The 26,541-nt window shown below is 51.4% G+C and carries 23 protein-coding genes; 11 read left to right on the top strand and 12 right to left on the bottom strand.

Features of this window, described 5'->3' with window-relative positions; genetic code table 11:
• The first annotated feature begins 33 nt into the window (after nt 1–33).
• The 5 genes from SPL68_RS04605 (at nt 34) to SPL68_RS04585 (ending at nt 6,039) form a co-directional block, all read left to right on the top strand.
• Nucleotides 34–1,659 (top strand): arylsulfatase, encoded by a 1,626-nt coding sequence (locus tag SPL68_RS04605; RefSeq protein WP_323813897.1) that lies wholly within the window; start codon nt 34–36, stop codon nt 1,657–1,659.
• A gap of 88 nt (nt 1,660–1,747) precedes the next feature.
• Nucleotides 1,748–2,752: an HAD family hydrolase gene (locus tag SPL68_RS04600; RefSeq protein ID WP_323813896.1), complete on the top strand. Its 1,005-nt coding sequence runs from the start codon at nt 1,748–1,750 to the stop codon at nt 2,750–2,752.
• 289 nt (nt 2,753–3,041) lie between these two features.
• Nucleotides 3,042–4,376 carry an ammonium transporter gene (locus tag SPL68_RS04595; RefSeq protein WP_323813895.1) on the top strand — a complete coding sequence of 445 codons (1,335 nt, stop codon included), beginning with the start codon at nt 3,042–3,044 and terminating at the stop codon, nt 4,374–4,376.
• Between the two features lie 99 nt (nt 4,377–4,475).
• A complete protein-coding gene (locus SPL68_RS04590; RefSeq protein WP_323813894.1) occupies nt 4,476–5,093 on the top strand; it encodes a hypothetical protein in 618 nt (205 codons plus the stop codon).
• Nucleotides 5,094–5,256: 163 nt separating this feature from the next.
• Entirely contained in the window at nt 5,257–6,039 is a 783-nt protein-coding gene (locus SPL68_RS04585) for a sulfite exporter TauE/SafE family protein (RefSeq protein WP_323813893.1), read from the top strand.
• Between the two features lie 100 nt (nt 6,040–6,139).
• Here SPL68_RS04585 and tfpB read toward each other — a convergent pair whose 3' ends face one another.
• On the bottom strand, nt 6,140–7,903 hold the full coding sequence (gene tfpB / locus SPL68_RS04580; RefSeq protein WP_323813892.1) for a type IV pilus assembly ATPase TfpB: 1,764 nt from the start codon (nt 7,901–7,903) through the stop codon (nt 6,140–6,142).
• Between the two features lie 282 nt (nt 7,904–8,185).
• Between tfpB and SPL68_RS04575 the strand changes: the two genes are divergently transcribed.
• The 5 genes from SPL68_RS04575 (at nt 8,186) to ilvD (ending at nt 14,837) form a co-directional block, all read left to right on the top strand.
• The gene (locus tag SPL68_RS04575) at nt 8,186–8,863 is read left to right on the top strand and encodes a TIGR00153 family protein (protein WP_323813891.1); all 678 of its coding nucleotides are present in this window, start codon (nt 8,186–8,188) and stop codon (nt 8,861–8,863) included.
• Nucleotides 8,864–8,888: 25 nt separating this feature from the next.
• Complete coding sequence (locus SPL68_RS04570) at nt 8,889–10,163, top strand: inorganic phosphate transporter (RefSeq protein WP_323813890.1); 1,275 nt, start codon at nt 8,889–8,891, stop codon at nt 10,161–10,163.
• Nucleotides 10,164–10,316: 153 nt separating this feature from the next.
• Nucleotides 10,317–11,471, top strand: a complete 1,155-nt coding sequence (gene argE, locus SPL68_RS04565; RefSeq protein ID WP_323813889.1) for an acetylornithine deacetylase — start codon at nt 10,317–10,319, stop codon at nt 11,469–11,471.
• A 24-nt stretch (nt 11,472–11,495) separates the two neighbouring features.
• Nucleotides 11,496–12,827, top strand: a complete 1,332-nt coding sequence (gene argA, locus SPL68_RS04560) for an amino-acid N-acetyltransferase (protein WP_323813888.1) — start codon at nt 11,496–11,498, stop codon at nt 12,825–12,827.
• Nucleotides 12,828–12,992: 165 nt separating this feature from the next.
• The gene (gene ilvD, locus SPL68_RS04555; protein WP_323813887.1) at nt 12,993–14,837 is read left to right on the top strand and encodes a dihydroxy-acid dehydratase; all 1,845 of its coding nucleotides are present in this window, start codon (nt 12,993–12,995) and stop codon (nt 14,835–14,837) included.
• Between the two features lie 174 nt (nt 14,838–15,011).
• Here ilvD and SPL68_RS04550 read toward each other — a convergent pair whose 3' ends face one another.
• From SPL68_RS04550 to SPL68_RS04500, 11 genes are all read right to left on the bottom strand, one after another.
• The gene (locus SPL68_RS04550) at nt 15,012–16,385 is read right to left on the bottom strand and encodes a tetratricopeptide repeat protein (RefSeq protein WP_323813886.1); all 1,374 of its coding nucleotides are present in this window, start codon (nt 16,383–16,385) and stop codon (nt 15,012–15,014) included.
• A 12-nt stretch (nt 16,386–16,397) separates the two neighbouring features.
• Nucleotides 16,398–17,024, bottom strand: a complete 627-nt coding sequence (locus tag SPL68_RS04545; protein ID WP_323813885.1) for an energy transducer TonB — start codon at nt 17,022–17,024, stop codon at nt 16,398–16,400.
• Nucleotides 17,025–17,030: 6 nt separating this feature from the next.
• The gene (locus SPL68_RS04540; protein ID WP_323813884.1) at nt 17,031–17,435 is read right to left on the bottom strand and encodes an ExbD/TolR family protein; all 405 of its coding nucleotides are present in this window, start codon (nt 17,433–17,435) and stop codon (nt 17,031–17,033) included.
• Between the two features lie 38 nt (nt 17,436–17,473).
• A complete protein-coding gene (locus SPL68_RS04535; RefSeq protein WP_323813883.1) occupies nt 17,474–18,001 on the bottom strand; it encodes a MotA/TolQ/ExbB proton channel family protein in 528 nt (175 codons plus the stop codon).
• A 10-nt stretch (nt 18,002–18,011) separates the two neighbouring features.
• On the bottom strand, nt 18,012–19,385 hold the full coding sequence (locus SPL68_RS04530) for a MotA/TolQ/ExbB proton channel family protein (RefSeq protein WP_323813882.1): 1,374 nt from the start codon (nt 19,383–19,385) through the stop codon (nt 18,012–18,014).
• Entirely contained in the window at nt 19,382–20,164 is a 783-nt protein-coding gene (locus tag SPL68_RS04525) for a DUF3450 domain-containing protein (protein WP_323813881.1), read from the bottom strand. The genes SPL68_RS04530 and SPL68_RS04525 overlap by 4 nt, the downstream gene beginning before the upstream one ends.
• A gap of 257 nt (nt 20,165–20,421) precedes the next feature.
• Nucleotides 20,422–20,946, bottom strand: a complete 525-nt coding sequence (locus SPL68_RS04520; protein ID WP_323813880.1) for a dihydrofolate reductase — start codon at nt 20,944–20,946, stop codon at nt 20,422–20,424.
• Between the two features lie 54 nt (nt 20,947–21,000).
• Nucleotides 21,001–21,840: a thymidylate synthase gene (locus tag SPL68_RS04515; protein ID WP_323813879.1), complete on the bottom strand. Its 840-nt coding sequence runs from the start codon at nt 21,838–21,840 to the stop codon at nt 21,001–21,003.
• A 32-nt stretch (nt 21,841–21,872) separates the two neighbouring features.
• A complete protein-coding gene (gene lgt, locus SPL68_RS04510; protein WP_323813878.1) occupies nt 21,873–22,718 on the bottom strand; it encodes a prolipoprotein diacylglyceryl transferase in 846 nt (281 codons plus the stop codon).
• A gap of 74 nt (nt 22,719–22,792) precedes the next feature.
• On the bottom strand, nt 22,793–25,063 hold the full coding sequence (ptsP, locus tag SPL68_RS04505; RefSeq protein WP_323813877.1) for a phosphoenolpyruvate--protein phosphotransferase: 2,271 nt from the start codon (nt 25,061–25,063) through the stop codon (nt 22,793–22,795).
• A gap of 61 nt (nt 25,064–25,124) precedes the next feature.
• On the bottom strand, nt 25,125–25,637 hold the full coding sequence (locus SPL68_RS04500; protein ID WP_323813876.1) for an RNA pyrophosphohydrolase: 513 nt from the start codon (nt 25,635–25,637) through the stop codon (nt 25,125–25,127).
• A gap of 229 nt (nt 25,638–25,866) precedes the next feature.
• Here SPL68_RS04500 and SPL68_RS04495 point away from each other — a divergent pair, with 229 nt between their 5' ends.
• Complete coding sequence (locus SPL68_RS04495) at nt 25,867–26,520, top strand: histidinol-phosphatase (RefSeq protein WP_323813875.1); 654 nt, start codon at nt 25,867–25,869, stop codon at nt 26,518–26,520.
• Nucleotides 26,521–26,541: the final 21 nt, after the last annotated feature.

The following is a 26,541-nucleotide window of genomic DNA, read 5'->3' as shown; positions in this document are numbered from 1 at the left end:
CACAAAAAAACCATGCTAGAAAAGGAGTCAACAATGAGCGGCTTACGCACTTTCTCAAAAGTCTGTATCCAATCAATTGCGGTCGCATCGATGTGTGTTGTCGGTGCAGTACACGCGCAAAGCAAATCTGAAAAACCCAATATTCTGGTGCTCTGGGGCGATGATATCGGCACCTGGAATATCAGCCACAACAACCGCGGCATGATGGGGTATATGACCCCTAACATCGACCGCATCGCCAACGAGGGCGTCTCGTTCACCGATTATTACGCCCAACAAAGCTGTACTGCTGGTCGCGCTGCCTTTATTGGCGGCAACGTGCCAGTGAGAACGGGCATGACCAAAGTTGGCCTGCCCGGCGCAAAAGAAGGCTGGCAAAAAACCGATGTCACTATGGCGACGGTACTGAAAAGCCAAGGCTATGCAACCGGCCAGTTTGGTAAAAACCACCAAGGCGACCGCAACGAACATTTGCCAACCACCCACGGTTTTGACGAGTTCCTCGGCAACCTCTACCACCTGAACGCGGAAGAAGAACCAGAGCATGAGGATTACCCAGGCGATATGAAACTCGCCAACGGCAAAACCTTTAAAGAACAGTATGGCCCACGCGGCGTGCTGCACTGCTTTGCGACAGACTCTGCCAATACCGCCAAAGCGGATGAGCGCTCAGGCCCTTGGGGCAACCAGCGCTGCGAAGATACTGGCCCACTGACCAAAAAACGTATGGAAACCGTAGATCAGGAAACCGCTAGCCGCGCGCAGGAATTCATTCGCGAGAATGAAAAAGCAGGTAAGCCCTGGTTTGTATGGTGGAACGCTTCACGTATGCACTTCCGCACTCACGTGAAAGACGAGAACCGTCACAAAGGCAACGATGAATACACCGATGGCATGATTGAGCATGACGGTCATGTAGGCCAATTCTTGAAGCTGCTGGACGACCTGAAAATCGCCGATAACACCATCGTGTTCTACTCCACCGACAACGGCCCACACTACAACAGTTGGCCGGATGCAGGCACAACGCCTTTCCGCAGCGAGAAAAACTCCAACTGGGAAGGTGCCTACCGCGTACCTGCATTTGTTCGTTGGCCGGGCAAATTCCCCAAAGACGTAACCCTGAATGGCATCATCTCCCATGAAGACTGGCTGCCAACCTTTGCAGCAGCAGCGGGCAATACCGAGATTGCCGACCAATTGCGCAAAGGCACCTCGCTCAATGGCCGTAAATACAAAAACTACATCGATGGCTACAACATGCTGCCCTACCTGAAAGGCGAAGTGAAAGAGTCACCACGCCACGAATTCTGGTATGTGAACGATGATGGCCAAGTGGTTGCTGCCCGTTACGACGCTTGGAAAGTGGTGTTTTTGGAGAACCGTGGAGAGGCTTTCGGAGTATGGCGTGAACCCTTTACAGAGTTGCGCGTCCCGTTGCTATTCAATTTGCGTCGCGACCCATTCGAGAAGGCACAACACAACTCTAATACTTACAACGATTGGTTCCTGGAGCGCGCATTTGTACTAGTTCCAATCCAAACCAAGGCGGCACAATTCCTGAAAACCATGCAGGACTTCCCGCCCAGCCAATCACCAGGCTCCTTCAACCTGAGCAAAATTGAAGAACAGCTAAAATCCACTGCGGGTGCTCGCTAACCCCTCCAATGCCGCTAAAGAAATTTAGCGGCATTTTTGTTTTACCTTTCGCCGATTTTTTAATAGATAGAACAGAAGGAAACAGATCATGAAAATCGCCAGCTTTATCCACTTTCGCTACCTGTTAAGCGCGCTTTTATTGCTGTTTTTCACAGCCAGTGGCGCCAGCGCCAAAGATCTCGCCTCTTGGGAGAACACCGCGTCCAAGCAGGCGATTGTCGATTTCGTCAAAAAGACGACCAAGAAAAGCTCGCCGGATTTTGTCCCCGAAGCTGAACGTATCGCCGTATTCGATAACGATGGCACTCTCTGGGCTGAACAACCCATCTACTTTCAGGCCGCGTTTGCGTTTGATCGCATCAAGCAAATGGCACCGCAGCACCCGGAATGGAATACAACTGAACCCTATGCCTCTGTGATCAAAGGGGATATTAAAGGTGCTTTGGCAGGCGGAATGCCCGCGCTTAGCAAGATCATCATGGCCAGCCACGGCAACATCAGTTCGGATGATTTCTCTGCCGCCGTGAGCAACTGGCTAGCGACCGCCAAGCACCCAACCACTGGCCTGCCCTACAACAAAATGATTTATCAGCCGATGTTGGAGTTGCTGCAATACCTGCGCAAAAACGGATACAAAACCTTTATCGTCTCAGGTGGCGGCATTGATTTTATGCGTGTCTTCGCGCAAGACGCTTATGGCATCCCGCCCGAGCAGGTTGTTGGCAGTAGCTTGCAGGCAAAATATTCGGTGGTTAACGGTGTGCCCACCATCACCAAAGCGCCCGATCTGGGCTTTTATGATGACAAAGAAGGCAAGCCCGTTGGTATTTACCAACACATTGGCCGCCGCCCGGTGTTTGCCGCAGGTAACTCCGATGGTGACTACCAAATGCTGGAGTGGACTACCGCCGGTACAGGTGCGCGTTTTGGTTTGATCGTTCACCACACTGACGCCGAGCGCGAGTGGGCTTATGACCGCAATTCCCATATCGGTGAATTAAACAAAGGTCTGACCGATGCACCCACCAAAGGCTGGTTGCTGGTGGATATGAAAAAAGACTGGAAAGTCATTTACCCCGCTAGCAAGAAGTAGTTAATCGACCTCCATTCGGGTGCTGCAGGGCTGGTAAGCCACGCACCCGGATTGGGCTGGGCAAAATCGCCGCGCCAAGCCCATGCCCAACTTCAGTGCAATCTTCTTCACCAGCCCTTTTTATCCCTTCTCAATAGAATCCAATCGTTTAACGCAAAACCTTTCTAATAACCCCTTAATGCGTTATTCGCCCTTACATCCTGTCGCAAAATTCCACACTTTTTCGCTCTTTTCCTCCTCTGGCACATGAGTTGCAAAATCCCTCTCATTCTCATGGCGGGTGCTGACTATGCGTGCAAGTTCTTTGGCAGTGGGTGGATGGGCGCTTCTGATAAGTTCGATTTTTGGTAGCAGCAGTGCGCTAGCGGCAGAACCCAGTATTCTCGATGTAACTCGCTCGCTGGACACCAGCTGGGTGGTGATCACCGGAGTGCTGGTGTTTTTGATGCAGGCCGGTTTTGCCTTGGTTGAAAGCGGCATGTCGCGCGCCAAAAACGCCGTGAATGTGATTATGAAAAACTACATGGATGTGTGCGTGTGCAGCGTGATTTTTTGGGCGCTGGGCTACGGCCTGATGTTTGGTGCCAACAGCACCGGTTGGTTTGGCGAGAGCCATTTCCTGCCTAATGCACTAGCCGGATGGGATTGGACGTTTCTGTTTTTCCAAATGATGTTCGCCGCCACCACAACCACCATCGCCAGCGGCGCTATGGCCGAGCGGATACATTTCCACGCTTACTTGATTGGCGCCTGTGTAATTGCCGGGCTTATCTACCCCATATTCGGCAGCTGGGCTTGGGGCAGTGCCCACGGCGGTAACGGCTGGCTGAAAGAGTTGGGCTTTATCGACTTTGCCGGCTCCACGGTCGTTCACTCTATTGGCGGCTGGGTAGCATTGGCGGGCATCATCGTACTTGGGCCGCGCTTGGGGCGCTTCTCGGCCAATGGCGCGGCGCGCACTATTCCCGGCCATAACCTGAGCATGGTCGCGCTGGGCGGGTTTATCCTCTGGTTCGGCTGGTTTGGTTTTAATGCCGGTTCAACCCTCGCGGCCAATCTGGATATCGGCAAAATTGCACTCAACACCCACCTTGCCGCCTGCGCTGGTGCACTGGGTTATATGCTCACCGCCAAAGCCTTCAAACACGCGATTCTTATGACTGGCACGGTCAACGGCAGCCTTGGCGGGCTGGTCGGCATTACTGCCGGTTGCGCCACTATGGACCCGCAATTTGCGCTGCTTACCGGTGTTATCGCCGGGGTGATCACCTTTATCGCACCCAAATTTATCGCCAGTTTCAAAATCGATGATGTGGTCGATGCCGTCAGTGTGCATGGCTTTTGTGGCGCTTGGGGAACACTTGCAGCGGGTATTTTCTTTGCGGGCGATATGTTCAACCTTGAGCGCATCAGCATTCAGGGGTTGGGAGTACTCGTCGCCTTTGCCTGGGGCTTTGGCGTGGCACTCATCTGTTACTTTTTGATCGACAAAATAATCGGTATGCGTGCTAGCAGCCAGCATGAACAGCGCGGGCTGGATTTTACCGAACACGCCGAGATCGGCTACCCGGAATTTCAGGATACGCGCGCGCTCAATACCGAGGCGCTGCAATCCCAGCGCTAAAACGGAATCCGTAAGCAATCCATAAGCGGCGATAACAACAGGCATAAGCCATACATCGACCAAGCCGCACAAGCCACCACTACGTCACAGGAACCAAGTGTGAATCCAAGTCAGAAACGCAAAGCGGTTGAGCAGGCGCTCATGCCGTTTTTACAGGGGAACGGCCTCGCCAGCGCGCTTATCCTGTGGGATGAAAAGTACGCCCACAAACCTACCTTTGCCCTGCAACATTACCTGCGCGAGCTGTGCAGCGATCTTGAGATCGCCCATATGCGCTCGCGTATGTTGCAGGCGCTGGTGGCTGCTATGTCATCCGCGCAAGATGAGCACCAGAGTCGTGTCACTGAAACCAGCCGTCCTGCGGTAGCCAAGCCCCAAAGCTCACCTTTTTTACTAATGTTTATGGCACTGGTGGATGGCCTGATCGACGCTCCCGGCGGCGAAGCCTCTACCCGCACCCGCCTTTATGTGCTGGAAAATCTCGCCAAGGTATCGCTCTCACCTACCGAGCGCTGGGCTTTTCACGCATGGCTCAATCAGGTTGAACCGCTCACTGGCACTACCCCCAGCATCCACACCTTGCAACAGGTGATCAACCTCGCTTATGTCGCGCTCTGCGAATATCTGGGGCCGATCAAAGCCGACCAAATCCTGCAAAACACCGTCAGCCGCGTGCAAAAAGCTCACCCCCAAAATAACGTCCGCAGCCTGCTCTAAGCGGCAGGCCACGCGCACTTGGTTATAAGCACCTAACTAATAAGCATTAGCCAGACTCCTTTTAGGCTGTTAGCCTGCGCGACCTGTTTATTTATCAACACTTTAGCTGCCTGACTTGGCGAGTTTTCCATCGCTGGCGTGCCGCTTTTTGGTATCGAGTTTTATGGATTTTCAACTGGGTTATATAGTCGCCGGATTGGTGGTGGGCTTTATCGTAGGCATGACCGGCGTGGGCGGCGGATCGCTAATGACGCCCATTCTTCTCTATTTCGGCGTCAGCCCCGCCAATGCTGTAGGCACAGATTTGCTCTACGCGGCGATCACCAAAGCAGGCGGCATTCACGTCCACCACAAAAAGAAAAATATCGATTGGAAGATCACCGGCGAACTGGCGCTTGGCAGCCTGCCCGCTGCGGCTATTACTCTGTGGGTGCTACACAGCATCAAGCTCGATACCGACACGCTCAACAGTGTGATCAAAACCACCTTGGGTTACGCGCTGGTATTTACTGCTGTCGCGATTCTGTTCAAACGCAAGATTTTTGATTACAGCCAGAAAAACAACAGCTGGATCACCCGCATGACCCGCCAGCAGCAGATGATCGCCACCGTCCTGACCGGCATACTGCTCGGCGCGGTAGTGACCCTGACCTCTATCGGCGCTGGCGCCTTGGGTACTGTCGCCCTGTTTATGCTCTACCCATTGCTCCCAACCGTACGTTTGGTCGGCACCGAAATCGCCCACGCCGTACCGCTCACACTGGTAGCAGGCATGGGTCACGCCGGTTTAGGTAATGTAGATTGGCATTTGCTCGCCAACTTATTGATCGGTTCACTGCCCGGCATTTATATCGGCAGTCACCTCGCCAACCGCGTCGCCGACCACTATTTGCGCCCGGCACTGGCGATTATGTTGGTGTTTGTGGGGATTAAACTGCTGGTTTGATTGGCGCACGACACCCCTCTCCCACAGGTGGGAGAGGGAGCAATAAAAATGGCGACTCATTGGTCGCCATTTTTATTTGTCTCAGGAAAATTGTTTTCACTTAACCCGCTTTTTCCGGCGGCGGTGCGACGCGCAACACCTCTTCCAAGGTCGTCAGACCCGCAGCGATTTTCTGCGCGCCCGACAAGCGCAAAGTGCGCATCCCCTCTTTCATTGCCAGTTTACGCAGTTCTTGCAGGTTGCAGTCGGCGGTGACTTTTTCTTTGAGCGATTCCGACAGCATCAGAATTTCATACAAGCCCTGTCGCCCCATATAGCCGGTATTGCGACATTCCAAACAACCCACGGGGCGATAAATTTTTGCCGGCACTTGTACTTTCCAAGGCGCGACCAACTCTTGCCAATCGCTCTGGCTGATTTGGCCTTCCTCTTTGCAGTGCGGGCAAAGAGTGCGCACCAAACGCTGCGCCATCACACCCAACATAGTGGCGTTGATCAGATAAGACGGAATACCCAAATCCAGCATACGCGCCACGGTTGAGGGGGCATCGTTGGTATGAACGGTGGAGAGCACCAAGTGGCCGGTAAGCGCCGCTTGCACTGCCATTTGCGCGGTTTCCAAATCGCGGATCTCACCCACCATAATGATGTCCGGGTCCTGCCGCATCAGGCTGCGAATACCAGCGGCGAAATTCAGCCCAATCTTGTGATGCACCTGGGTCTGATTGAAAGTCTCTTCCACCATCTCAATCGGATCTTCAATGGTGCTGACGTTCACCTCGTCAGTCGCCACCTGCCGCAGCGATGAATAAAGCGTGGTGGTCTTACCGGAACCAGTCGGGCCGGTCACCAGCAAAATGCCGTTGGGGCGAGTGAGCATGGAATTCCAGCGGTTGTAGTCATCGCCCACCAAACCCAAGTCACTAAAGCTGCGCTGCAAGACTTCCGGATCGAAAATACGCATCACCAGTTTTTCGCCAAAGGCGGTCGGCAGAGTAGACATACGCAGTTCGATTTCGCTGCCGTCGTTGCGGCGGGTTTTGATGCGGCCATCCTGCGGTTTGCGCTTTTCGGCAATATCCATGCGCGCCAACACCTTGAAGCGGCTGGTCACGCCGGTAGACACATTGGCGGGCAGCTCGTAGACGTAATGCAAAACACCATCAATACGGAAGCGGATGCGCCCGACTTCCCTGCGTGGCTCTATGTGAATATCCGAGGCGCGCTGGTCGTAGGCGTATTGCAGCAGCCAATCGACGATTTTGACTATGTGCTGGTCGTTGGCATCCGGGTCGCTCGCTTTGCCCAGTTCGACCAACTGCTCAAAGTTGGTGATAGCCGAGGCGGCAGTCGCCCCGCTGGCACCAGAGACGGAGCGCGCGAGGGTATAAAACTCCACCATAAAGCGTTCGATGTCGGCGGGATTGGCCACCACGCGCTTCACTGCGCGGCGCGCCACATGCTCCACCTGCGGCTCCCAGCCCGCCATAAACGGCTGGGTACAGGCGACGACCACATGATCAGCTTCGACTTTTACACAGAGGATGCCGTGGCGTTTGGCGAAGGCGTAACTCATCACCTCGGTGCATTTGGCCACGTCGATTTTCATCGCATCTATATGGAATAGCGGCAGCTTGGCTTTGTTGGCCAGCCATTCGGTGAGCACATCGCCATTGAGACTGTGACCGGGGCGCTGCACATCGTCCAAATTCTGGCTGGCAATGTAAGCCAGCGGGTGCATGATCGCCTGTTCACGGGTGCGCGAGGCGCCCAACAGCATATTGGCATCGGCCTGTTTCAGGCGCCCGTCGGCGACCAAATCCTGAATCAACCCGCGCAAATCCAATACCCGATCCAACACCATCTTATTATTCCTGTTTATCTGTAAAAGGAGATCGGCTGATTGTAGCGCCTCCGCCGCCGAGCGTCTGCCCAGCACTGCTCAGGTTGGGCTCAGGCTGGTATTTCCGGTGGCAGCAGCTAGGCTCAAGACACGAAGCAGGACGAAAATCACCCAAATCAAGACATTATTTATACACCCGCATAAAAAATAGTCATGAAAACACCATAAAAATGTCACAAAGCAGCGTGACCCTGAGGGATGATCTTTTTATACTGCGCGCACTTTTAACCGGAGGGGTCGTTGATGCCTTTTGCAAATCTGTCAAATCTGTTTGGCCGTTCACCCATCAAGCCGATGCAAGAGCATATGGCACTTGCGATTAAAGCCGCCTCGGAATTGGTGGGTTTCTTTGAAGCCGTCACCAGCGACGACTGGGAGCGCGCAAGCGACATCCAAAAGAGCGTGGTCAAGTATGAAAACGAGGCCGACGAGATCAAAAAGCATCTGCGCCTGCACTTGCCCAAGAGCTTGTTCCTGCCGGTACCGCGCACGGACTTGCTGGAATTGCTGACCATGCAAGACCGCATCCCCAACCGCGCCAAAGACATCGCCGGCATCATCATGGGCCGTCGCATGGCGATTCCCGCCAGCATGAAAGACCAAATGAACGAATTTGTCCGCTCAAGCGTCGCCGCTGCCGAACAAGCACTGACCGCGATTAATGAGTTGGATGAACTGCTCGAAACCGGATTTAGCGGGCGCGAGCTGGTAGTAGTAGAAAACATGATCAAGGAGTTGGACATACTGGAAGAAAAAGCCGATCAACTTGAGATTGGCGTACGTACCTCCCTCTTTGCCCTTGAAGCCCAACTACCACCGGTAGACGTGATGTTCCTCTACAACATCATCGATTGGGTGGGTGATATCGCCAACCGCGCCCATGATGTAGGCGGCCGCTTACAACTGCTGCTGGCACATTAATCCTGTTTAGATTGGGGAATCCACAATGACTTTATTAGCTGAACACGGCCAAACGCTGTTCGTACTGGCCTGTGTCTTCGGTTTGTTTATGGCCTGGGGTATAGGTGCCAACGATGTGTCCAATGCGATGGGCACCTCAGTTGGTTCGCGCGCACTCACCATGAAACAAGCCATCATTATCGCGATGGTATTTGAATTTACCGGTGCCTATCTCGCCGGCGGCGAAGTAACTGAAACCATTCGCAGCGGTATCGTCGATGTTGCAGTCATGGTCGATCACCCCGACCTGTTCATTTTCGGCATGCTGTCATCGCTGTTGGCAGCCGGTAGCTGGCTATTAATCGCCAGTATCCTCGGCTGGCCGGTATCGACCACTCACTCAATCGTGGGCGCGATCATCGGATTTGCAGCGGTCGGTATCTCGGTGGATTCGGTGCAATGGGGCCAAGTCTGGGGCATTGTTGCCAGCTGGGTTACCTCGCCACTCGTGGCGGGCATTATCTCCTTCTGGATTTTCCGCTCGGTGCAACACCTGATTCTGGATACAGAAGATCCGTTCGCCAATGCCAAGCGCTACATTCCTTTTTACATGTTTGCGGTGGGGTTTTTCCTGTCGATGGTGACCATTCTCAAAGGTCTGAAACATGTTCTGAAGTCTCACCATTTTGAACTTAATTTCCTGCAAGCCATGATGATTGCCACTGTTATTGGAGCAATTGTTGCTGCTATAGGCATCTTCCTGTTAAGCCGGATTACCCCGGATGCCACTGCTGACAAACACAACCGTTTCTCCAGTGTTGAGCGCGTATTTGGTGTACTGATGATTTTCACTGCCTGCGCCATGGCGTTTGCGCACGGCTCCAACGACGTAGCCAATGCAGTTGGCCCAATGGCAGCTGTGGTTAGTGTGATCCAGTCTGGCGCGGTGGGCGCCAAGGCAGCGGTAGCGCCCTGGATTCTGCTGCTCGGCGGAGTCGGGATAGTGGTGGGGCTGGCGACTTACGGTTACAAGGTGATGGTCACTATCGGCAAAAAAATCACCGAACTGACCCCCAGCCGTGGCTTTGCCGCCGAAATGGCAGCCGCTGCGACTGTAGTAATCGCCTCGGGAATTGGCTTGCCCATCTCTACCACCCACACTTTGGTAGGCGCGGTACTCGGCGTTGGCTTGGCGCGCGGTATCGGCGCATTAAACCTGCGTGTGATTGGCGGCATCTTCGCCTCTTGGCTGATTACGCTGCCTGCGGGCGCGGGTCTGTCGATCCTGTTCTTCTTCTTTTTCAAAGGCGTGTTCTACTAAGCTAAACCTTAGCGCGCAACAAAAAGCCCGAGCCGGTTCGCTGCCTCGGGCTTTTTGTTGTCTGGATTTCGCGGCAAACTTGCAATTTGGGGCGCAATCGCCGATAACGATAAACCACATCGAAACCGATCCGGTCTTACATCGAATAGAGTCATGAACATGGATTTCAAGCGCTACCAACACCATTTGAGCAACTTGGTCGCCCTGCCCTCGGTCAGCTGCGCCGTGCCCGAGTGGGATATGAGCAACCGCGCGGTGATCGACTATCTCGCCAACAGCTTTTCTGACCTTGGTTTTAACACCCAGGTGATGCCCATCGGCGATTCAGGCAAAGCCAATCTGATCGCCACACTCGGCCAAGCTGATGGCGGCTTGGTGCTCGCTGGTCATAGCGATACCGTCCCCTATGATGCCGACCGCTGGCAGTCCGACCCTTTTGCGCTCACCGAAAAAGACGGCAAGCTCTACGGCCTTGGCGCCACCGACATGAAGGGCTTCTTCCCGGTGATTATCGAGGCGGTAAAACCTTATCTCGATAAACCTTTCAAGCACCCGCTGATTGTGCTCGCCACCGCTGATGAAGAGAGCAGCATGAGCGGTGCGCGCGCCCTTGCCCAAGGCGGCATCCCCGGCGCCAAACCGCGCTATGCGGTGATCGGTGAACCCACCGAGCTGACACCGATTCGCATGCACAAAGGCATAATGATGGAAGCCGTGCGCGTGCGCGGCCAGAGTGGCCATTCGTCCAATCCGGCGCTGGGCAATAATGCGCTGGAAGCGATGAATCAAGTGATGAGCGAACTCATCAGCCTGCGCAATGAGTTGCAGCAAAAGTACCGCAACCCCGGTTTTGCGGTGCAAGTGCCAACACTGAATTTAGGTTGTATCCACGGCGGCGATGGTGCCAATCGCATCTGCGGCAGCTGCGAATTGCATTTTGATTTGCGCCTGTTGCCGGGCATGGATAATGATGAAGTCCGCGCCGCCATCCAGCAGCGCCTCGCGCCCATCGCCGAGCGCAGCGGTACCGATGTGGTGTTATCGTCACTGTTTGAAGGCGTTGATCCGTTCGGCGAAGATGCGCACAGCGAACTGGTGCAACTTTGCGAGCAACTTACCGGGAATACCGCTGAAAGTGTCGCCTTTGCCACCGAAGCGCCGTTTATGCAGCAGCTCGGGATGCAAACTATCGTACTAGGGCCTGGCTCGATTAATCAGGCACACCAGCCGGATGAATTTATCCCGCTCGACCAGCTTGAACCGGCAGTGAAAATTCTGCGCGGGCTGATCGAACAATACTGTTTATAACACTGATCCAACAAGAGACACATCGTGCCTGCAAACACTCAAGAATCGACAACAAAAGACTACGTAAAATGGTTCCGTCATTCGACCCCTTACATCAACCGGCACAGCGATAAAACTTTCGTGGTGATGCTGCCGGGAGAAGCGATTACTCACGCCAATTTTCACAATATCGTGCACGACATCGCCCTGCTCTGTAGCCTCGATGTGCGCTTGGTACTGGTGCATGGCGCGCGTCCGCAAATTGATGACCGCTTGCAGGTAGCCGATACCTTTAGCCACTTCCACAATCACCTGCGCATCACCGACAGCGACAGCTTGCGGCTGGTGATTCAGGCAATTGGCGAAGCACGCACTATTGTCGAGGCGGCGCTTTCCACCAGCTTGCCCAACTCGCCCATGCACGATGCGGACATGCAGGTCATCAGCGGCAACTTTGTGGTCGCCATGCCTTACGGCGTCATCGACGGCGTGGATTTGCAGCACACTGGCAAGGTGCGCAAGGTAAATACCCGTTCACTCAATGCCGCGCTGGATTCTGGCGCCGTGGTGCTCTTATCACCACTGGCTTATTCGCCCACTGGCGAGATTTTTAATCTCACTTTCAGTGACGTCGCCACCCATGTCGCCGGCGCCATCAAGGCCGATAAATTATTGGCGTTTGTGGAGGGCAACGGCCTGACCGATAGCGAAGGCAATCTGATTCGCCAGCTTTCGTTGCCAGAGTGCAAAAACTATCTCACTGAGCACGGCGACAAAATCAGTTTTGATTTACAACAAGCCGTTAGCGCCTGTTATCTGAGTTGCCTGCAAGGCGTGCAGCGCGCGCAGTTGATCAGCTACGAAACCGACGGCGCACTGCTCACCGAGCTGTTCACTCGCGATGGTTTGGGCACTATGATTTATTCCGGCCAGTACGAACAACTACGCACCGCAAGCATTGATGATGTCGCCGGTATTCTGGAGCTGATTCGCCCACTAGAAGAACAGGGGATTCTGGTGCGCCGCTCGCGCGAGGTGCTGGAGACCGAGATCAACAAATTCCACGTAATGGACAAAGACGGCACTATCGTCGCCTGCGCCGCGCTCTACCCTTATGGTGATATGGCAGAGCTATCCTGTGTGGCAACTCACCCTGAGTATCGCAACGGCGGCCGCGCGGCAACCTTGCTACAACAGATGGAGGCACAAGCGCGCAAACAGCACATCAAACAGCTATTTTTGCTCACCACCCAAACCGCGCACTGGTTTATCGAGCAAGGGTTTGTACAGGGCAAGATTGAAGATCTCCCCATCGCCAGGCAAGAGCTTTATAACTACCAGCGCAACTCCAAGATTTTTATTAAATCGCTGATTTGATACTGAATTCCGGCCGCACTCGATAGCATCGGGCGCGGCCTTTTCTATTCCATCCCCTCAAGCGCAAGCTGCCGGAAAGCCCGCATTCTGGTATTATTTACGCCCTCCTATAACTCGATTTCTCCGCCGTTAGCCATAGCTACCCGCTTTACGAGGTTAAGTGTCATGCCAATTTATCGCTCCAAAACCACTACGTCCGGCCGCAACATGGCTGGCGCCCGCGCTCTGTGGCGCGCAACCGGGATGAAAGACGGCGACTTTGATAAACCAATTATCGCCATCGCCAACTCCTTCACCCAATTCGTACCCGGCCATGTACACCTGAAAGACCTCGGCCAATTGGTCGCGCGCGAGATCGAAAAAGCTGGCGGCGTCGCCAAAGAATTCAACACTATCGCGGTCGATGACGGTATCGCCATGGGTCACGATGGCATGCTCTACAGCCTGCCAAGCCGCGACATCATCGCCGACTCAGTGGAATACATGGTTAATGCCCACTGCGCAGATGCGATAGTGTGTATCTCCAACTGCGACAAAATCACCCCCGGTATGCTGATGGCCGCGATGCGCCTGAATATCCCGGTGATTTTTGTATCCGGCGGACCAATGGAAGCGGGCAAAACCAAACTGGCCGATCACAAGCTCGATTTGGTTGATGCCATGGTGATTGCGGTAGATGACAAAGCCAGCGATGAAAAAGTGAATGAATACGAGCGCTCGGCCTGCCCAACTTGCGGCTCCTGCTCAGGCATGTTTACCGCCAACTCCATGAACTGTTTGACCGAAGCGCTGGGCCTGTCCCTGCCGGGTAACGGCTCACTGCTGGCAACTCACGCTGACCGCGAACAACTGTTCCTCGAAGCTGGCCGTCGCATAGTTGAAATCACCAAACGCTACTACGAACAAGACGATGAAAGTGTTCTGCCACGCTCCATCGCCTCTTTTGAAGCCTATGAAAACGCCATGGCGCTCGATATCGCTATGGGCGGTTCAACCAATACCATCCTCCACTTGTTGGCAGCCGCTCAGGAAGGCAATGTGCCTTTCACTATGTTCGATGTGGACCGCATGAGCCGCAAGGTTCCGCAATTGTGTAAGGTTGCACCCAACACTCCAAAATACCATATGGAAGATGTACACCGCGCCGGTGGTGTAATGGGCATTCTGGCCGAGCTGAACCGGGGCGGCCTGCTGCATAACCAATTGCCCACCGTGCACAGCAAAACCTTTCAGGAAGCACTGGATAAATGGGACATCATCACCACCTCATCCGAAGCTGTTGCAACTTTCTACAAAGCTGGCCCTGCTGGCATCCCAACCCAAGTCGCCTTCAGTCAAGCAACCCGCTGGCCAACACTCGATGGCGACCGCGCGGAAGGCTGCATCCGCTCCGTTAAAAATGCCTACAGCAAAGAAGGCGGCTTGGCCGTTCTCAAAGGCAATATTGCTCTTGATGGCTGCGTCGTAAAAACCTCAGGTGTTGATGAAAGCATCTGGGTATTCGAAGGCAAAGCTTACGTCGTCGAAAGTCAGGACAAAGCAGTTCGCGATATTTTGGATGGCAAAGTGAAAGAAGGCGATGTGGTGGTAATCCGCTACGAAGGCCCTAAAGGTGGCCCGGGCATGCAGGAAATGCTCTACCCCACCAGCTATTTGAAATCCAAAGGCTTAGGCAAGGCTTGCGCACTCCTGACAGATGGTCGCTTCTCAGGCGGCACTTCTGGCTTATCGATTGGCCATGTATCACCTGAAGCAGCCTCTGGCGGCGCCATTGGTCTAGTACAAACTGGTGACATTATCCGCATCGACATTCCCAATCGCAGCATCAATGTTGATCTGACCGAAGCCGAATTGGATGCGCGCCGCGCCGCCGAAAACGCCAAAGGTCCATTGGCTTGGAAGCCAACCGAAGTACGCGAACGCAAAGTCAGCGCATCACTCAAAGCCTATGCAATGCTGGCCACCAGTGCGGATAAAGGTGCGGTAAGAGATTTAAGCAAGCTGGATTAATTTTCATCGCTTAAATCAGCTTATAACTCAAACGTAAAAGGCACTCCAGCTAAAAACCGGAGTGCCTTTTTCTTTACAGCAGAATAATCAAATCAGTGTGTTACTAATACAAAAATTAAGCATTAAAAAGCCAGCAATTGCTGGCTTTTTAATGCTCTAGATCAGAACCGGTAATTATTCTTGCTGTGCAAGCGCCTCCAAACGAGCCTTTTCTCTTTCAGAGAAAGTTACCCATTGGCCAGCAACTTTAGCACTGCGAGCATCTTTACCTGCTTCTTTAAAGTACTTGATTGCTTCATCAAAGTTTTTCAACTCAAACTCAGCTTGAGCTACAGTCAGATTGGCGTAATCAACACGCTTAAGCTTGCCAGCTTTAAGTGCTTGACGCCCCCATTTAGATGCTTCTTTGTATTTATCAGTTGCCAGATAAGCCTGCGCAAGACCAATAATCAAATCACCATCAGTAGACTTCTCTGCAGCTTTTTCATACTCAACCAATGACTCTTTTGCATTTTGTGCTAAACGCAGAGAGTCAGCGAGCAACTTAAGATTTTTAGCAGTTGGCTCAACTATTTTGTCAGTATAGATACCTTTTTTCAGCACTTTAGCTGCTTTATAAGGAACCTCTGACTCCAGGTACATACTTGCCAAGCGGATGATATCTTTCTCAGTGGATAACCCCCCCATCAGATAGCATGTTTCAAGTGCATACAAAGAGTCTTTTTGACGCTCAACTACATAATAAACTTGTGACAATTGTTTCCAGTATTGGGCTTTTGGATAATGCTTGATCAACTTCTCCAATACCACCAAACCGCTTTTGTAATCTTCTTTATCGAAATACAAACCACGCTGCAGCACATACCAAGATTCTGCTGGAACTTTACCAGCGGCTTCCTGATTTTTTACCGCCTCATTAATGTTGAGTAGCGCGTTTTTATTATCTTCAAGTTGATAATAAAGCGTTGAAAACATGTACGAGTCTTCAGGCTTAAGTGAATCCGCATAGTCTGTCCATTTCAGCAATGTCTCCAATGCTTTTCTTGGATTGTCCATTTGCGAATACAGTTGACCAACAATACGAATCGTTGCAGCTTCAGTGGCAACTGGCATATTGGGAGTTTGCGCAAGCATTTTGTTAAAGCTTTCAATTGCTTTAGCATAATTTTCACTGCCCAAATATGCATAACCCATATATTGGTTTAACAGCACTTTTTCATAAGCATTGGCTTTGGCGGAATTCGCAGCCATCTCGTTCAGCAACTGCATTGCTTTACGAGGATCTGGTTTGGCGTCTTCAGGAGGCTGCAAGTAGTTAGCAGCTTCGGTAATTTTCTTACCAAAAGATTCAGTCACATTAGGGAACTTACGCTGCTCCCCCGCATGCTTATTCTTTGCTTTTACTTGAGCTACAGCACTAGAGATTTCAATCACTCCAGGCGCCACCGCATCAACTGCCTTACCTACCAACAATGGAGACACAGCAATAACACCGGCCAGCAAAGTACGGTTTAGAGCAACTGAAACAGCAGGAAATACTTGTCTCATGTTATTACCCCTTTATTTCTGCATCGTATAGGTGAAACGGTTCTTCACCCCGGGAACCTCAACAGGCTTCCCATCTACCACTTTAGGCTTGTACTTAAACTTCAACGCCGCTCTGACAGATGCACGGTTAAATACAGAAGTAGGCTTACCTTCTTTGGTTACACACTCGCTCTCAATAGGCTGAGGATCACGAGTAGTACCTGTTTCGGTAACCGTATACACAACTGTACAAAAACCTTCAATTCCACGAGATAGTGCTGTGCTTGGGTACTCAGGTGGAACCTTAACAATAGGAAGATATTCACCTTCACTGAATGCTAATGAGTTACCACCAACATCTAACCCAGCTTTAGCCACGGGAGCGGTCATATTCAACGCCTCACCGGATACATCAGGAGCTTCAAACTCAGGCTCAGGTAAATCTGGTGGAACATCTGGCTCTTGTGGTTTTTCAGGTTTAGCGTCTTCAAATCGGGTTTCGATTTTTGTATCAGGCATATTGATATCAGGAATCTTCACAGTTTTTTTCTGTGTAACTTCGCCGAGATCGTTATTCACCAGCTCATACATCAAAAACAGCAGCAAAAGGGTGGTAATAACCCCCAGAAGCCCTGCTACACCTACTTTTGCGAAGTTCATAGCAACCTATTTCTCTTCAGTAGAGACAGACACATCGTTAATACCTGCTTCACGAGCAGCATTAGCGACTTCCAATACATATTCAATATCTGCCTTGGCATCAGCCTGGATTGAAACGGTACCGTTTGGATTATCAGCACGCATGCGCTCAATCACATTTTTAACGCCACGTGGATCAACTTGCTTTTTATCGATCCAAATTTCGTTATCGTCACCAACGGCAATCAGAATACTGGCGTTAGGCTTTAAATCAGCAGTAGTGGCATCAGGTCTATTCACCTCTTTACCAGCTTCTTTGATGAACGTCGCCGTAACGATGAAGAAGATCAACATGATGAACACCACATCCAACATTGGAGTGAGGTCAATTGCCTGAGCTTCTTCTTCAGGTTTTGCGTTATTCCTGCTCATGAGACATCTCTTAATTACAGGTGAATATTGCTTATTGTTTAGTGATCCATTGTCAAATGGTCAGCAAACAAATGATCTTCACGTTCAGCAATACGCGCTAGATAAGTGTTAGCAAAAATTCCGGAAAGAGCAGCAACCATACCTGCCATTGTTGGAATTGTTGCTTTGGATACACCACCAGCCATAGATTTTGCGTCACCACCACCGGTATAAGCCATCACACTGAATACCTCGATCATACCGGTTACCGTACCCAACAGCCCCATCAACGGGCAGAGTGCGATAAGCGTAACGATCATATCCATGTTGGCATTTATTTTGGCAGACATGCGCGAAATCATTTTTGCGCGAATTTGATGAGCATTCCAGGACTTGCGCTCTTTACGCGCTTCCCAGCTTGCTAACGCTTGCTGAACATCGCCTTTTAGACCACCTTTGAAGTACCACGCTCGTTCAAATACGAGCGTCCACATGATAAAGGTAAGGGCGGCAATGAGGTACATTACCCAACCGCCCTGATCCATAAAGGCTCCAATGGCACTAAAAACGTCCGTTAAAGCCTGCATGTGCTATCTCCTACTTAGAAGTACGCTCAGAGTTCTCAGCGATAATACCGGTGGTTTGCTCATCCAACACTTGTACAACCGCTTTTGCACGGCCATTTACCAAGGTGTGCATCAACACTACCGGGATAGCAACAACCAGACCTTGAACAGTAGTAACCAGCGCAGAAGAAATACCGCCCGCCATATTCTTAGGATCACCAGCACCGAAGATGGTAATAGCTTGGAAGGTTTCAATCATACCGGTAACGGTACCCAAGAGACCTAACAGTGGCGCAACAGCAGCAATAATCTTCAATACAGACAAGCCACTTTCAATTGATGGACGCTCTTTCAAAACAGCTTCTTCAAGCTTCAGCTCAAGAGTTTCGGTATCAACATTTTTATTCTCTTCAGCAACTTTCAATACACGACCCAGCGGATTGTTGGTATTTGCTTTATCAGATTTGAGTTGTGCATTTACCTTTCCGCTCACAGCTAAAAGAACCAGAATACGGAACAAACCTAAGAGCACACCAATAACACCGACAGCAGTAATCACATACCCTACTGAGCCACCCTGATGCCAACGCTCAACCAAAGTTGGAGTATCAATCAAAGCAGTCAACAATTGACCGCCAGCAGGTCCGGTTGGATCCACACCAAAATCAACAACACCAGAGGTAGCATTTTGCAACGCTTGAGCATCTGCTGAGTAGGCATCAGGTTGACGAGCCAGCTCTTGAATTTTTGAACCGTCAAAAGTCAGGTATTTACCTTCAGACACAAGATTGTAAGTACCAACACGCACAACTTCTTGTTGCGCTTGCTCACCACTTGGCTTGATAACAGTAGCGTTGAACTTCACAACACGACCAGTTTCAACCATTTCGCGTTGAACTTCGTACCACAAACGCTCAATCTCTTCGATGTCCGGCAACTGGGTGCTGCTATTCATCTTTTCGATCAAAGCATCAAGGAACTCGCCGCGGCTAGGGTATTGAGCACTAACGATTGAAGATTCAAGTCCAGAACGCAGGTCACCTGCAGTAGAGGTCAAATGACCAAACAGCTCTTTCATTGATCCCAAACGCTCGTTCAGCTGCGTTTTCTTTGCCGCAACAAGAACGTCTTGCTCTTGGTATTTTTTCTCAAGGGCAACAGAGCGATTATCTTCTGCTTGGCGAGTTGCTTTTGCTTGAGCCAAAAGATTTGCTTGATTTGCCTTATCGCGAGCGAACTCAGCTTCGCGCTGCTTGTGTTCAGCAGATTCACTGATTTGCGATTTTTTTACCATATCCAACAGCTGGTCAAGAGTTTGTGCTTTTTCTTGAGCCACAGCGAAGGAACTACTCAAAACGCCAGCGGCAGCCAGCATCAAGCAGCTTTTTACAAACTTCATTTTCATTGTGCTGCCTCCGGTGCCTGAACAGTCATGGTCATAATATCTTTAGACGCCTGGCCGCGAGCAATACGCAAACCTTTCAGAATATTGGCGTTGTATGAATCATCCAGTGCAACCCATTGACCTTGAGACGCATCCCAAGTGCCACATTGTTTAGCATCGGTTGTTTGATACATCAGAGAGATACGACCAACACGCAGAATGTTTACTTCGCGGTCTTGACCGTCAACAGGCAGAGTGCCTTTGTAGGCTTCGATAGTGCTGCCATAAGCAGATTCGATTTTGTAGGCCTCAAGAACTTGACGGAATTTCTCTGAAACAGAGATATCTGCACGCTCCTGGTTATCGCGCAACATAGCGATACGCGCTTTGCGCTCTTCTACTTGGAATGGTTTATCCAAACTTACAAATTGATCCAAGCTTTCCAACATACGGAAAATCAATGGTTGAATTTGACGCTCGATAACAGTCACTTTCTCAATGGATTGTTCCAGATCCTGAACAACAACAAGTTGCTTGGCAACTTGCTTTTCCATTTGCGCGTTGAACACACGGAGATCGTCGATCAGTTTGTTTTGCTGTTTGAATTGCTGGGTCAGATCATCGGTTTCCTGAGCCAGTCTATCAATACGCTTCTGTGAATCTTGCGCCATAGTTGTCTTGGCTTGACCAACTTTCAGCACAGAATCCAGAGCTTGATCTGCCATGGCAACGCTACCCATTAGCGCGCCCGCAGAAAGCATCGTGGTCAGTGCCACCGCTTTCAATCGCTGCTTTTTCATAATCCCCCCAACTGGGTGTTCAATCAAGTGAGTTTGCGACAACAAGCTGCCACAGACGCGTTATCCACGTAACCTCTTAGAGGCAGTTAAGAACGGCGGCATTGTAATAAGCACACTGGCCCACTTCCAATGATTTATCCCTTAACTTTTTACGTGTGTATTTAAGTATCACACCGGTAACACACCTTTGCTTTCAATAAGCGCACCGGTAACACAAAAGCAAAAACAACCTACAAAAAACAAACCAAAAATCTTAACTACTGATCAATTTTCAACCCAGAAACACGTTGATAAACCAAAAACTCGTGCGGAATTTCAGCGGATTCATCGCCACTCAAACGCGACTCTAGTGCCCACTCCGCCTGATTTAACGACGCAAAAAAGGCATCCCCCTCAGGCGCAAGATTTACTCTGGTCAAATAAACCCGATCAACAAATGACAAAGCTGAGCGGTAAATTTCCGCACCACCTATGATCATCGCCTCAGCAGCATCAGACAGCCCAGCACTCATTGTTTTTTGTGCTTCGTGTAACGCCTGCTCGAAACTATTGGTAACAGTCACACCCTCAGCAACCCAATCCTTAGTACGCGTAACCACTATATTGGTTCGCCCCGGAAGCGGCCTGCCGATAGACTCAAAAGTCTTACGCCCCATAATGACAGGCTTGCCCAGAGTCACAGACTTGAAGTATTTCAGGTCTTGCGGAAGATGCCATGGCAATTGATTTTTACAGCCTATAACACCGTTTTTAGCAGCCGCCACTATGATGGCTAATTTCATGCAGAGCCTTCGCCTTTACTTACTACTTTTATTTTGCCAACAACCAACAAACCACTATACGGCAATAGGCGCGACTATACGGGGATGGGGTTGATAACCTTCAAACTCAAAATCTTGCAGCTCGTAACCGAAAATATTATCTGGCCGACGTAAAAGCTTCAGTGTAGGCAAGTTTTTCGGCTCGCGTGTTAATTGTTCGTAAACTATGGCGTCAGTTATATGATTATTGTAGAGATGGCAATCACCGAAGGTGTGCACAAAGTCCCCCACACCTAAATCACACTGCTGCGCAATCATGTGCGTCAAAAGCGCATAGCTTGCAATATTGAAAGGTACACCCAGAAACAGATCCGCACTGCGCTGATAGAGCTGACACGAGAGCTTACCCTCTGACACATAAAATTGAAACAGTGTGTGACATGCGGCAAGCGCCATACGCCCCTGCTCAACATTTTGCTGCGGGCTCATAGACTCATCCGGCAAATCCGCCGGGTTCCATGCACTCACAATCAAGCGGCGCGAATAGGGATTCTTTTTAATCTGCTCGATTACCTGCGTTATCTGGTCGATAGTTGAACCATCAGGACAAGCCCAACTGCGCCACTGCTTACCATAAACTGGCCCCAAGTCACCCGACCCTGTCGCCCATTCATTCCAGATATTGCAGCCGCGCTCTTTTAACCAAGTTACATCGGTACGACCCTGCAAAAACCAAAGGAGTTCCACAATCACGCTTTTCAGGTGGACAGTTTTGGTGGTTACCAGAGGAAAACCCGCATTGAGATCAAAACGCAATTGACGCCCGAACACCGAGCGAGTACCAGTACCAGTGCGATCACCACGTTGGACTCCGTTTTCAACTACATCGCGCATCAACTCAAGATATTGCTTCATCTACCTACTCACACAGAAAATTTGAATAAATACTAGGCGCTTTTAGCTTCTTTTGACGCGAACACATAGGCATAGACCAACAACCCAAGCCCCAACAAGAACATAGGTACGCACAACAATTGGCCGCGCGTCATCCAGCCCAGCAAATCAAAACCTATACCTTGATCCGGCTCGCGCACGAACTCAACCGAGAAGCGGAAAATAGCGTATCCAATAAGAAACACACCTGACACAGCACCACGCGGGCGCGGTTTAGCCGAAAACCAAAACACAATGATAAACAGCACCAACCCCTCAAGAAATGCTTGATACAGCTGACTTGGATGACGCGCAATACCCTCCGGATCCATCGCCTTGGGAAACACCATCGCCCAGGGCGCATCACTGACGCGCCCCCACAATTCCTGCCCGATGAAATTACCCAAACGACCAAAGCCCAAACCAAGCGGCACTATAGGAGCGATAAAATCGGTCACCGCCAAGAAAGGGCGATTGATGCGATAGGAGTAAATCAGCATGGCCAGAATGACGCCAATTAAGCCGCCGTGAAATGACATGCCACCCTCCCACACCCGGAATAACCAGAGCGGGTCGCGCAACCACTGATCAAAGTTATAAAACAATACATAGCCTACGCGCCCACCGAGAATTACCCCGAAGGCACCATAGGTGATTAGATTTTCCACCTGCGTCCGATTAATTGTCGCCATTGGCGACTTGGCGCGGTGCATCGCAATCAACCAAGCGCTGGCAAACGCCAGCAAATACATGATTCCGTACCAATGAACGCTAAATGGGCCAATGGTCATATTGCCCAGAGATATAGGGCCGATAGGGATGGTAAAGGCGATAGGATTTAAATCGGGGTATTGCAACATAAGCAGTTAAACCTGATACAGCCACTTCAATGGGCGATGATTATGGCGCGTAAATATGACTCGCCCAAGACAATTTATTCATTTGCATCCGATGCGACCGGGCGAATCAGGCGATTCAAGCCGGTTTCACGCAGTTCGCGTGCGATATGTTCGCGGATCAGATCACCGTTTGACATGCGCATCACCTCCGCCAACAACTGTTTGGCGCGCTCATAGGTGACGCCGCGAATCACGGATTTCACCTTGGGCAAGTTGGTGGCATTCATCGACAACACATCGTAACCCATGGCCATCAGCAAAATTGCCGCGCCCGGATCACCGGCCAACTCGCCACAAATACTCACAACTATGCCTGCATCATGGGCGGCATAAACAATGTACTGCAAAGCGCGCAACACGGCTGGGTGATAAGCCTGATACAAATCAGCCACCTGCGCATTATTGCGATCTACCGCCAGTAGATACTGGGTGAGGTCATTACTACCGACCGACAAAAAATCCACCCGGCGCGATAATTCTGGCGCCAGATATACCGCAGCTGGCACTTCGATCATCACCCCGACTTGCGGCTTGCGAACCCGGAACCCCTCTTCCAGCAGCTCTTTATAGACACGCAGGATGAGCGCTTTTGACGCCTCCACCTCCTGCATATTGGTGATCATCGGCAGCAGAATGCGCAGATTATCCAAGCCTTCACTCGCCTTGATCATGGCGCGAATTTGCGAGAGGAAAATCTCGGGGTGGTCGAGGGTAACACGAATTCCGCGCCAACCAAGGAAAGGGTTATCTTCTTCGATAGGAAAATAAGGCAATGCCTTATCGCCGCCGATATCCAGAGTGCGCATAGTCACCGTATGGGGCGCAAAAGCTTCCAGCTGCTCGCGATAAATAGTGCGCTGCTCCTCTTCACTCGGGAAACGGTCGCGCAGCAAAAAGGGAACCTCAGTACGATACAGGCCGACACCTTCTGCGCCGCGCTCCAGCGAACGCACCACATCGGCCATCAAACCGGTGTTTACATGCAGCGGCATGCGGTAGCGATCTCTGGTTTCACTCGGCAAATCCTTGAGCGCTTCCAAGCCCTTAACCAGCGCCTGCTCCTCAAGGAAAATCGCCTTGTATTGCTTGCGCAGTTGCGCGCCCGGATCGCAGTACACCGTGCCTTTGTAGCCATCCACAATAATCGGGCGACCATCGATTTGGGTGAATGGCAAATCCACCGCACCCATGACCGTGGGAATATCCATCGCCCGCGCCAGAATCGCCACATGAGAGTTGGATGACCCCAGCACCGATACCAAACCCGCCAGTTTTTCGGTGGGAATTTCGCCCAGCATAGATGCCGTTAACTCTTCACCAATCAGGATAGTTTTGTCAGGGTAGACGCGAGTTTTCTGATTGGATTCTTGCAAGTAAGCCAGCACACGCCGCCCTAAATCGCGCAAGTCGGTCGCCCGCTCGCGCAAGTAAGGATCGTTCATACTGTTAAAAATATCTTCGTGTTCGAGAATCACCTCACTCCAGGCATAGGAGGCGTTGGCACCCTTGCGAATGCGTTCAACCACTTCACCGCCGAGTGAAGCATCGTCGAGCATGGCCAGATAGGCATCAAACAACGCCTGCTCTTCACGGTTGATACGCGCTTTTAGCTGCTCACCGAGGGATTTGATGTCATCGCGCACCGCGGTCAGACTGCGCAAGAAAAAGGCAATTTCAGCATCTACATCCTTACAAGCCTGATAGCGCACCGAGCGCAGATCGGCCGATGGCGCGATAACTACAGCCTCGCCAATCGCGATTCCCGAAGCGCCAGACACACCGATAAATTTGGATTGGGTTGCCTTGGTACCTACCGGCACCACACCACCGGTCGCCTCTGCATGGGCAATCACGCCAGCCAATTGCGCCGACATGGTGACTAAAAAGGCTTCTTCACCCTCATCAAAACGACGCTGCTCAACCTGCTGAACAACCAGCACCCCCAGCACTTTGCGGTGATGGATGATAGGTACGCCAAGGAAAGATCTATAGCGCTCTTCGCCGGTTTCAGGGAAGTATTGATAGCTGGGGTGAGCTTCCGCGTGCTCCAGATTTATAGGCTCTTCGCGCACTACTACACGCCCGACCAAACCTTCACCGGCGGCCAAACGCACCTTGCCGACCGCATCGGCATTGAGGCCATCGGTCGCCATCAAGACATAGTCGCCTTTGGGGTCGCGCAGATAGACTGAGCAAACCTGAGTGACCATCACCTGCTTCACCCGCGACACAATAATCGCCAGCGCGGTTTTCATATCGCGCGCGGCGTTTACTTCCTGAACTATGGAGCGGAGTGAATTCAGCATAGGGTGAGTCGATCAAACCTGTCAGTGGATTAATTTATTGTATGTTTTAGTCAGCTAGTGGCTAGGTATTTACCAGCGTGCGGGTGCTGCGATCCTCCAGATGCGCGTGGAACAATGACAACTCTTTCAAGGCGCGGCGATAGACATCGCGCTTGAACGACACCACCTTGCCCAGCGGATACCAGTAACTCACCCAGCGCCAGTCATCGAACTCGGCGCGACCGCCATTGTTGAGGCTAACTTTCGCGTCATCGCTCAACATACGCAGCAAAAACCACTTCTGTTTTTGACCGACACAGAGCGGTAGCGAATTGTGGCGCACCAACCGATGGGGCAGGCGATAACGCAGCCATCCGCGAGTGCAAGCCAGTATTTGTACGTCTTCCGGGCGCAAACCCACTTCCTCATGCAGCTCGCGATAAAGCGCCTGCTCAGGTGTTTCATTCGGGTTGATGCCGCCTTGCGGAAACTGCCAGGCATCCTGCCCCCCGACACGTCTGGCCCAGAGTAACTGGCCCTGATCGTTAGTCAAAATAATGCCCACGTTCGGGCGAAATCCATCGGAGTCAATCACGGGGAACTATCCATATAAAAAGGTTCTGCTGCGGTAGAAAACACAACTCCTGCGACAAAGCGGACATGTTCCACAAAACAGCGTTTTCCGCACTATATCAGGCTTGCTTAAACCCGCAACCCTGAACATGGAATTGGTTTTCGTTGAGCGCATCAGCCTCTGCCGCTATCCTAGCGCCCCATTGCCGCATCGGCGGCCAAGACTCACTTCATCTATATGGGGAATGCGCGTGGCACTGGCTATTTTTGATCTCGATAACACTTTGATTGCAGGCGACAGCGACCATAGCTGGGGCGTGTTTCTGGTGGAAAAGCTGTTGGTGGATGCGGAAACCTATCGCCTCGCTAACGATAAGTTCTATGCCGACTATAAAAACGGCACGCTCGATATCCGTGCTTATTTGCAGTTTTCACTTGCGCCACTGACACAGCACAGCATGGAAACCTTGCAAAAATTACACGCAGAATTTATGCGCGATCACATAGAACCGCTGATGCTGAGCAAGGCAGAAGCGCTACTTCAACAGCACCGCGACCAAGGCGATCACTTACTGATCATCACTGCTACCAACGGTTTTGTAACTCGCCCCATCGCCAAACGTTTGGGAGTTGATGACATTCTGGCAACCGATCCGGAAGTGGTCGATGGCGCCTACACCGGCAACTTTGTCGGCACACCTTGCTTTCAGGCGGGCAAGATTACCCATCTGCACGAGTGGTTAAAACACAATCATCACTCACTGGACGGCGCTTACTTTTATAGCGACTCGATTAATGATTTGCCGCTACTGGAACAGGTTGATCACCCTGTTGTAGTGGATGCAGACGAGAAGCTCACCGCTATCGCCAATGAGCGCAACTGGAAAGCAATAAGCCTGCGCTAGGCAGGCTTATCGATGAGACAG

It is taken from the genome of Cellvibrio chitinivorans (assembly GCF_035117775.1).
In the GTDB taxonomy this organism is placed as follows: Bacteria; Pseudomonadota; Gammaproteobacteria; order Pseudomonadales; family Cellvibrionaceae; genus Cellvibrio; species Cellvibrio chitinivorans.
The sequence above is the reverse complement of the archived record's forward strand: the minus strand, read 5'-3'. Positions and strand labels throughout refer to the sequence as shown.

Bases quoted from the DNA above. Each gene is read 5' to 3' on its own strand.
- SPL68_RS04575 (WP_323813891.1), top strand. From the start codon at position 8,186: ATGCCTTTTGCAAATCTGTCAAATCTGTTTGGCCGTTCACCCATCAAG.
- SPL68_RS04550 (WP_323813886.1), bottom strand. From the start codon at position 16,385: ATGAGACAAGTATTTCCTGCTGTTTCAGTTGCTCTAAACCGTACTTTG.
- SPL68_RS04595 (WP_323813895.1), top strand. From the start codon at position 3,042: ATGCGTGCAAGTTCTTTGGCAGTGGGTGGATGGGCGCTTCTGATAAGT.
- lgt (WP_323813878.1), bottom strand. From the start codon at position 22,718: ATGTTGCAATACCCCGATTTAAATCCTATCGCCTTTACCATCCCTATC.
- SPL68_RS04585 (WP_323813893.1), top strand. From the start codon at position 5,257: ATGGATTTTCAACTGGGTTATATAGTCGCCGGATTGGTGGTGGGCTTT.
- SPL68_RS04600 (WP_323813896.1), top strand. From the start codon at position 1,748: ATGAAAATCGCCAGCTTTATCCACTTTCGCTACCTGTTAAGCGCGCTT.
- argE (WP_323813889.1), top strand. From the start codon at position 10,317: ATGAACATGGATTTCAAGCGCTACCAACACCATTTGAGCAACTTGGTC.
- SPL68_RS04530 (WP_323813882.1), bottom strand. From the start codon at position 19,385: ATGAAAATGAAGTTTGTAAAAAGCTGCTTGATGCTGGCTGCCGCTGGC.
- SPL68_RS04540 (WP_323813884.1), bottom strand. From the start codon at position 17,435: ATGAGCAGGAATAACGCAAAACCTGAAGAAGAAGCTCAGGCAATTGAC.
- SPL68_RS04535 (WP_323813883.1), bottom strand. From the start codon at position 18,001: ATGCAGGCTTTAACGGACGTTTTTAGTGCCATTGGAGCCTTTATGGAT.
- SPL68_RS04515 (WP_323813879.1), bottom strand. From the start codon at position 21,840: ATGAAGCAATATCTTGAGTTGATGCGCGATGTAGTTGAAAACGGAGTC.
- SPL68_RS04520 (WP_323813880.1), bottom strand. From the start codon at position 20,946: ATGAAATTAGCCATCATAGTGGCGGCTGCTAAAAACGGTGTTATAGGC.
- SPL68_RS04525 (WP_323813881.1), bottom strand. From the start codon at position 20,164: ATGAAAAAGCAGCGATTGAAAGCGGTGGCACTGACCACGATGCTTTCT.
- SPL68_RS04605 (WP_323813897.1), top strand. From the start codon at position 34: ATGAGCGGCTTACGCACTTTCTCAAAAGTCTGTATCCAATCAATTGCG.
- SPL68_RS04570 (WP_323813890.1), top strand. From the start codon at position 8,889: ATGACTTTATTAGCTGAACACGGCCAAACGCTGTTCGTACTGGCCTGT.
- tfpB (WP_323813892.1), bottom strand. From the start codon at position 7,903: ATGGTGTTGGATCGGGTATTGGATTTGCGCGGGTTGATTCAGGATTTG.
- ptsP (WP_323813877.1), bottom strand. From the start codon at position 25,063: ATGCTGAATTCACTCCGCTCCATAGTTCAGGAAGTAAACGCCGCGCGC.
- ilvD (WP_323813887.1), top strand. From the start codon at position 12,993: ATGCCAATTTATCGCTCCAAAACCACTACGTCCGGCCGCAACATGGCT.
- SPL68_RS04545 (WP_323813885.1), bottom strand. From the start codon at position 17,024: ATGAACTTCGCAAAAGTAGGTGTAGCAGGGCTTCTGGGGGTTATTACC.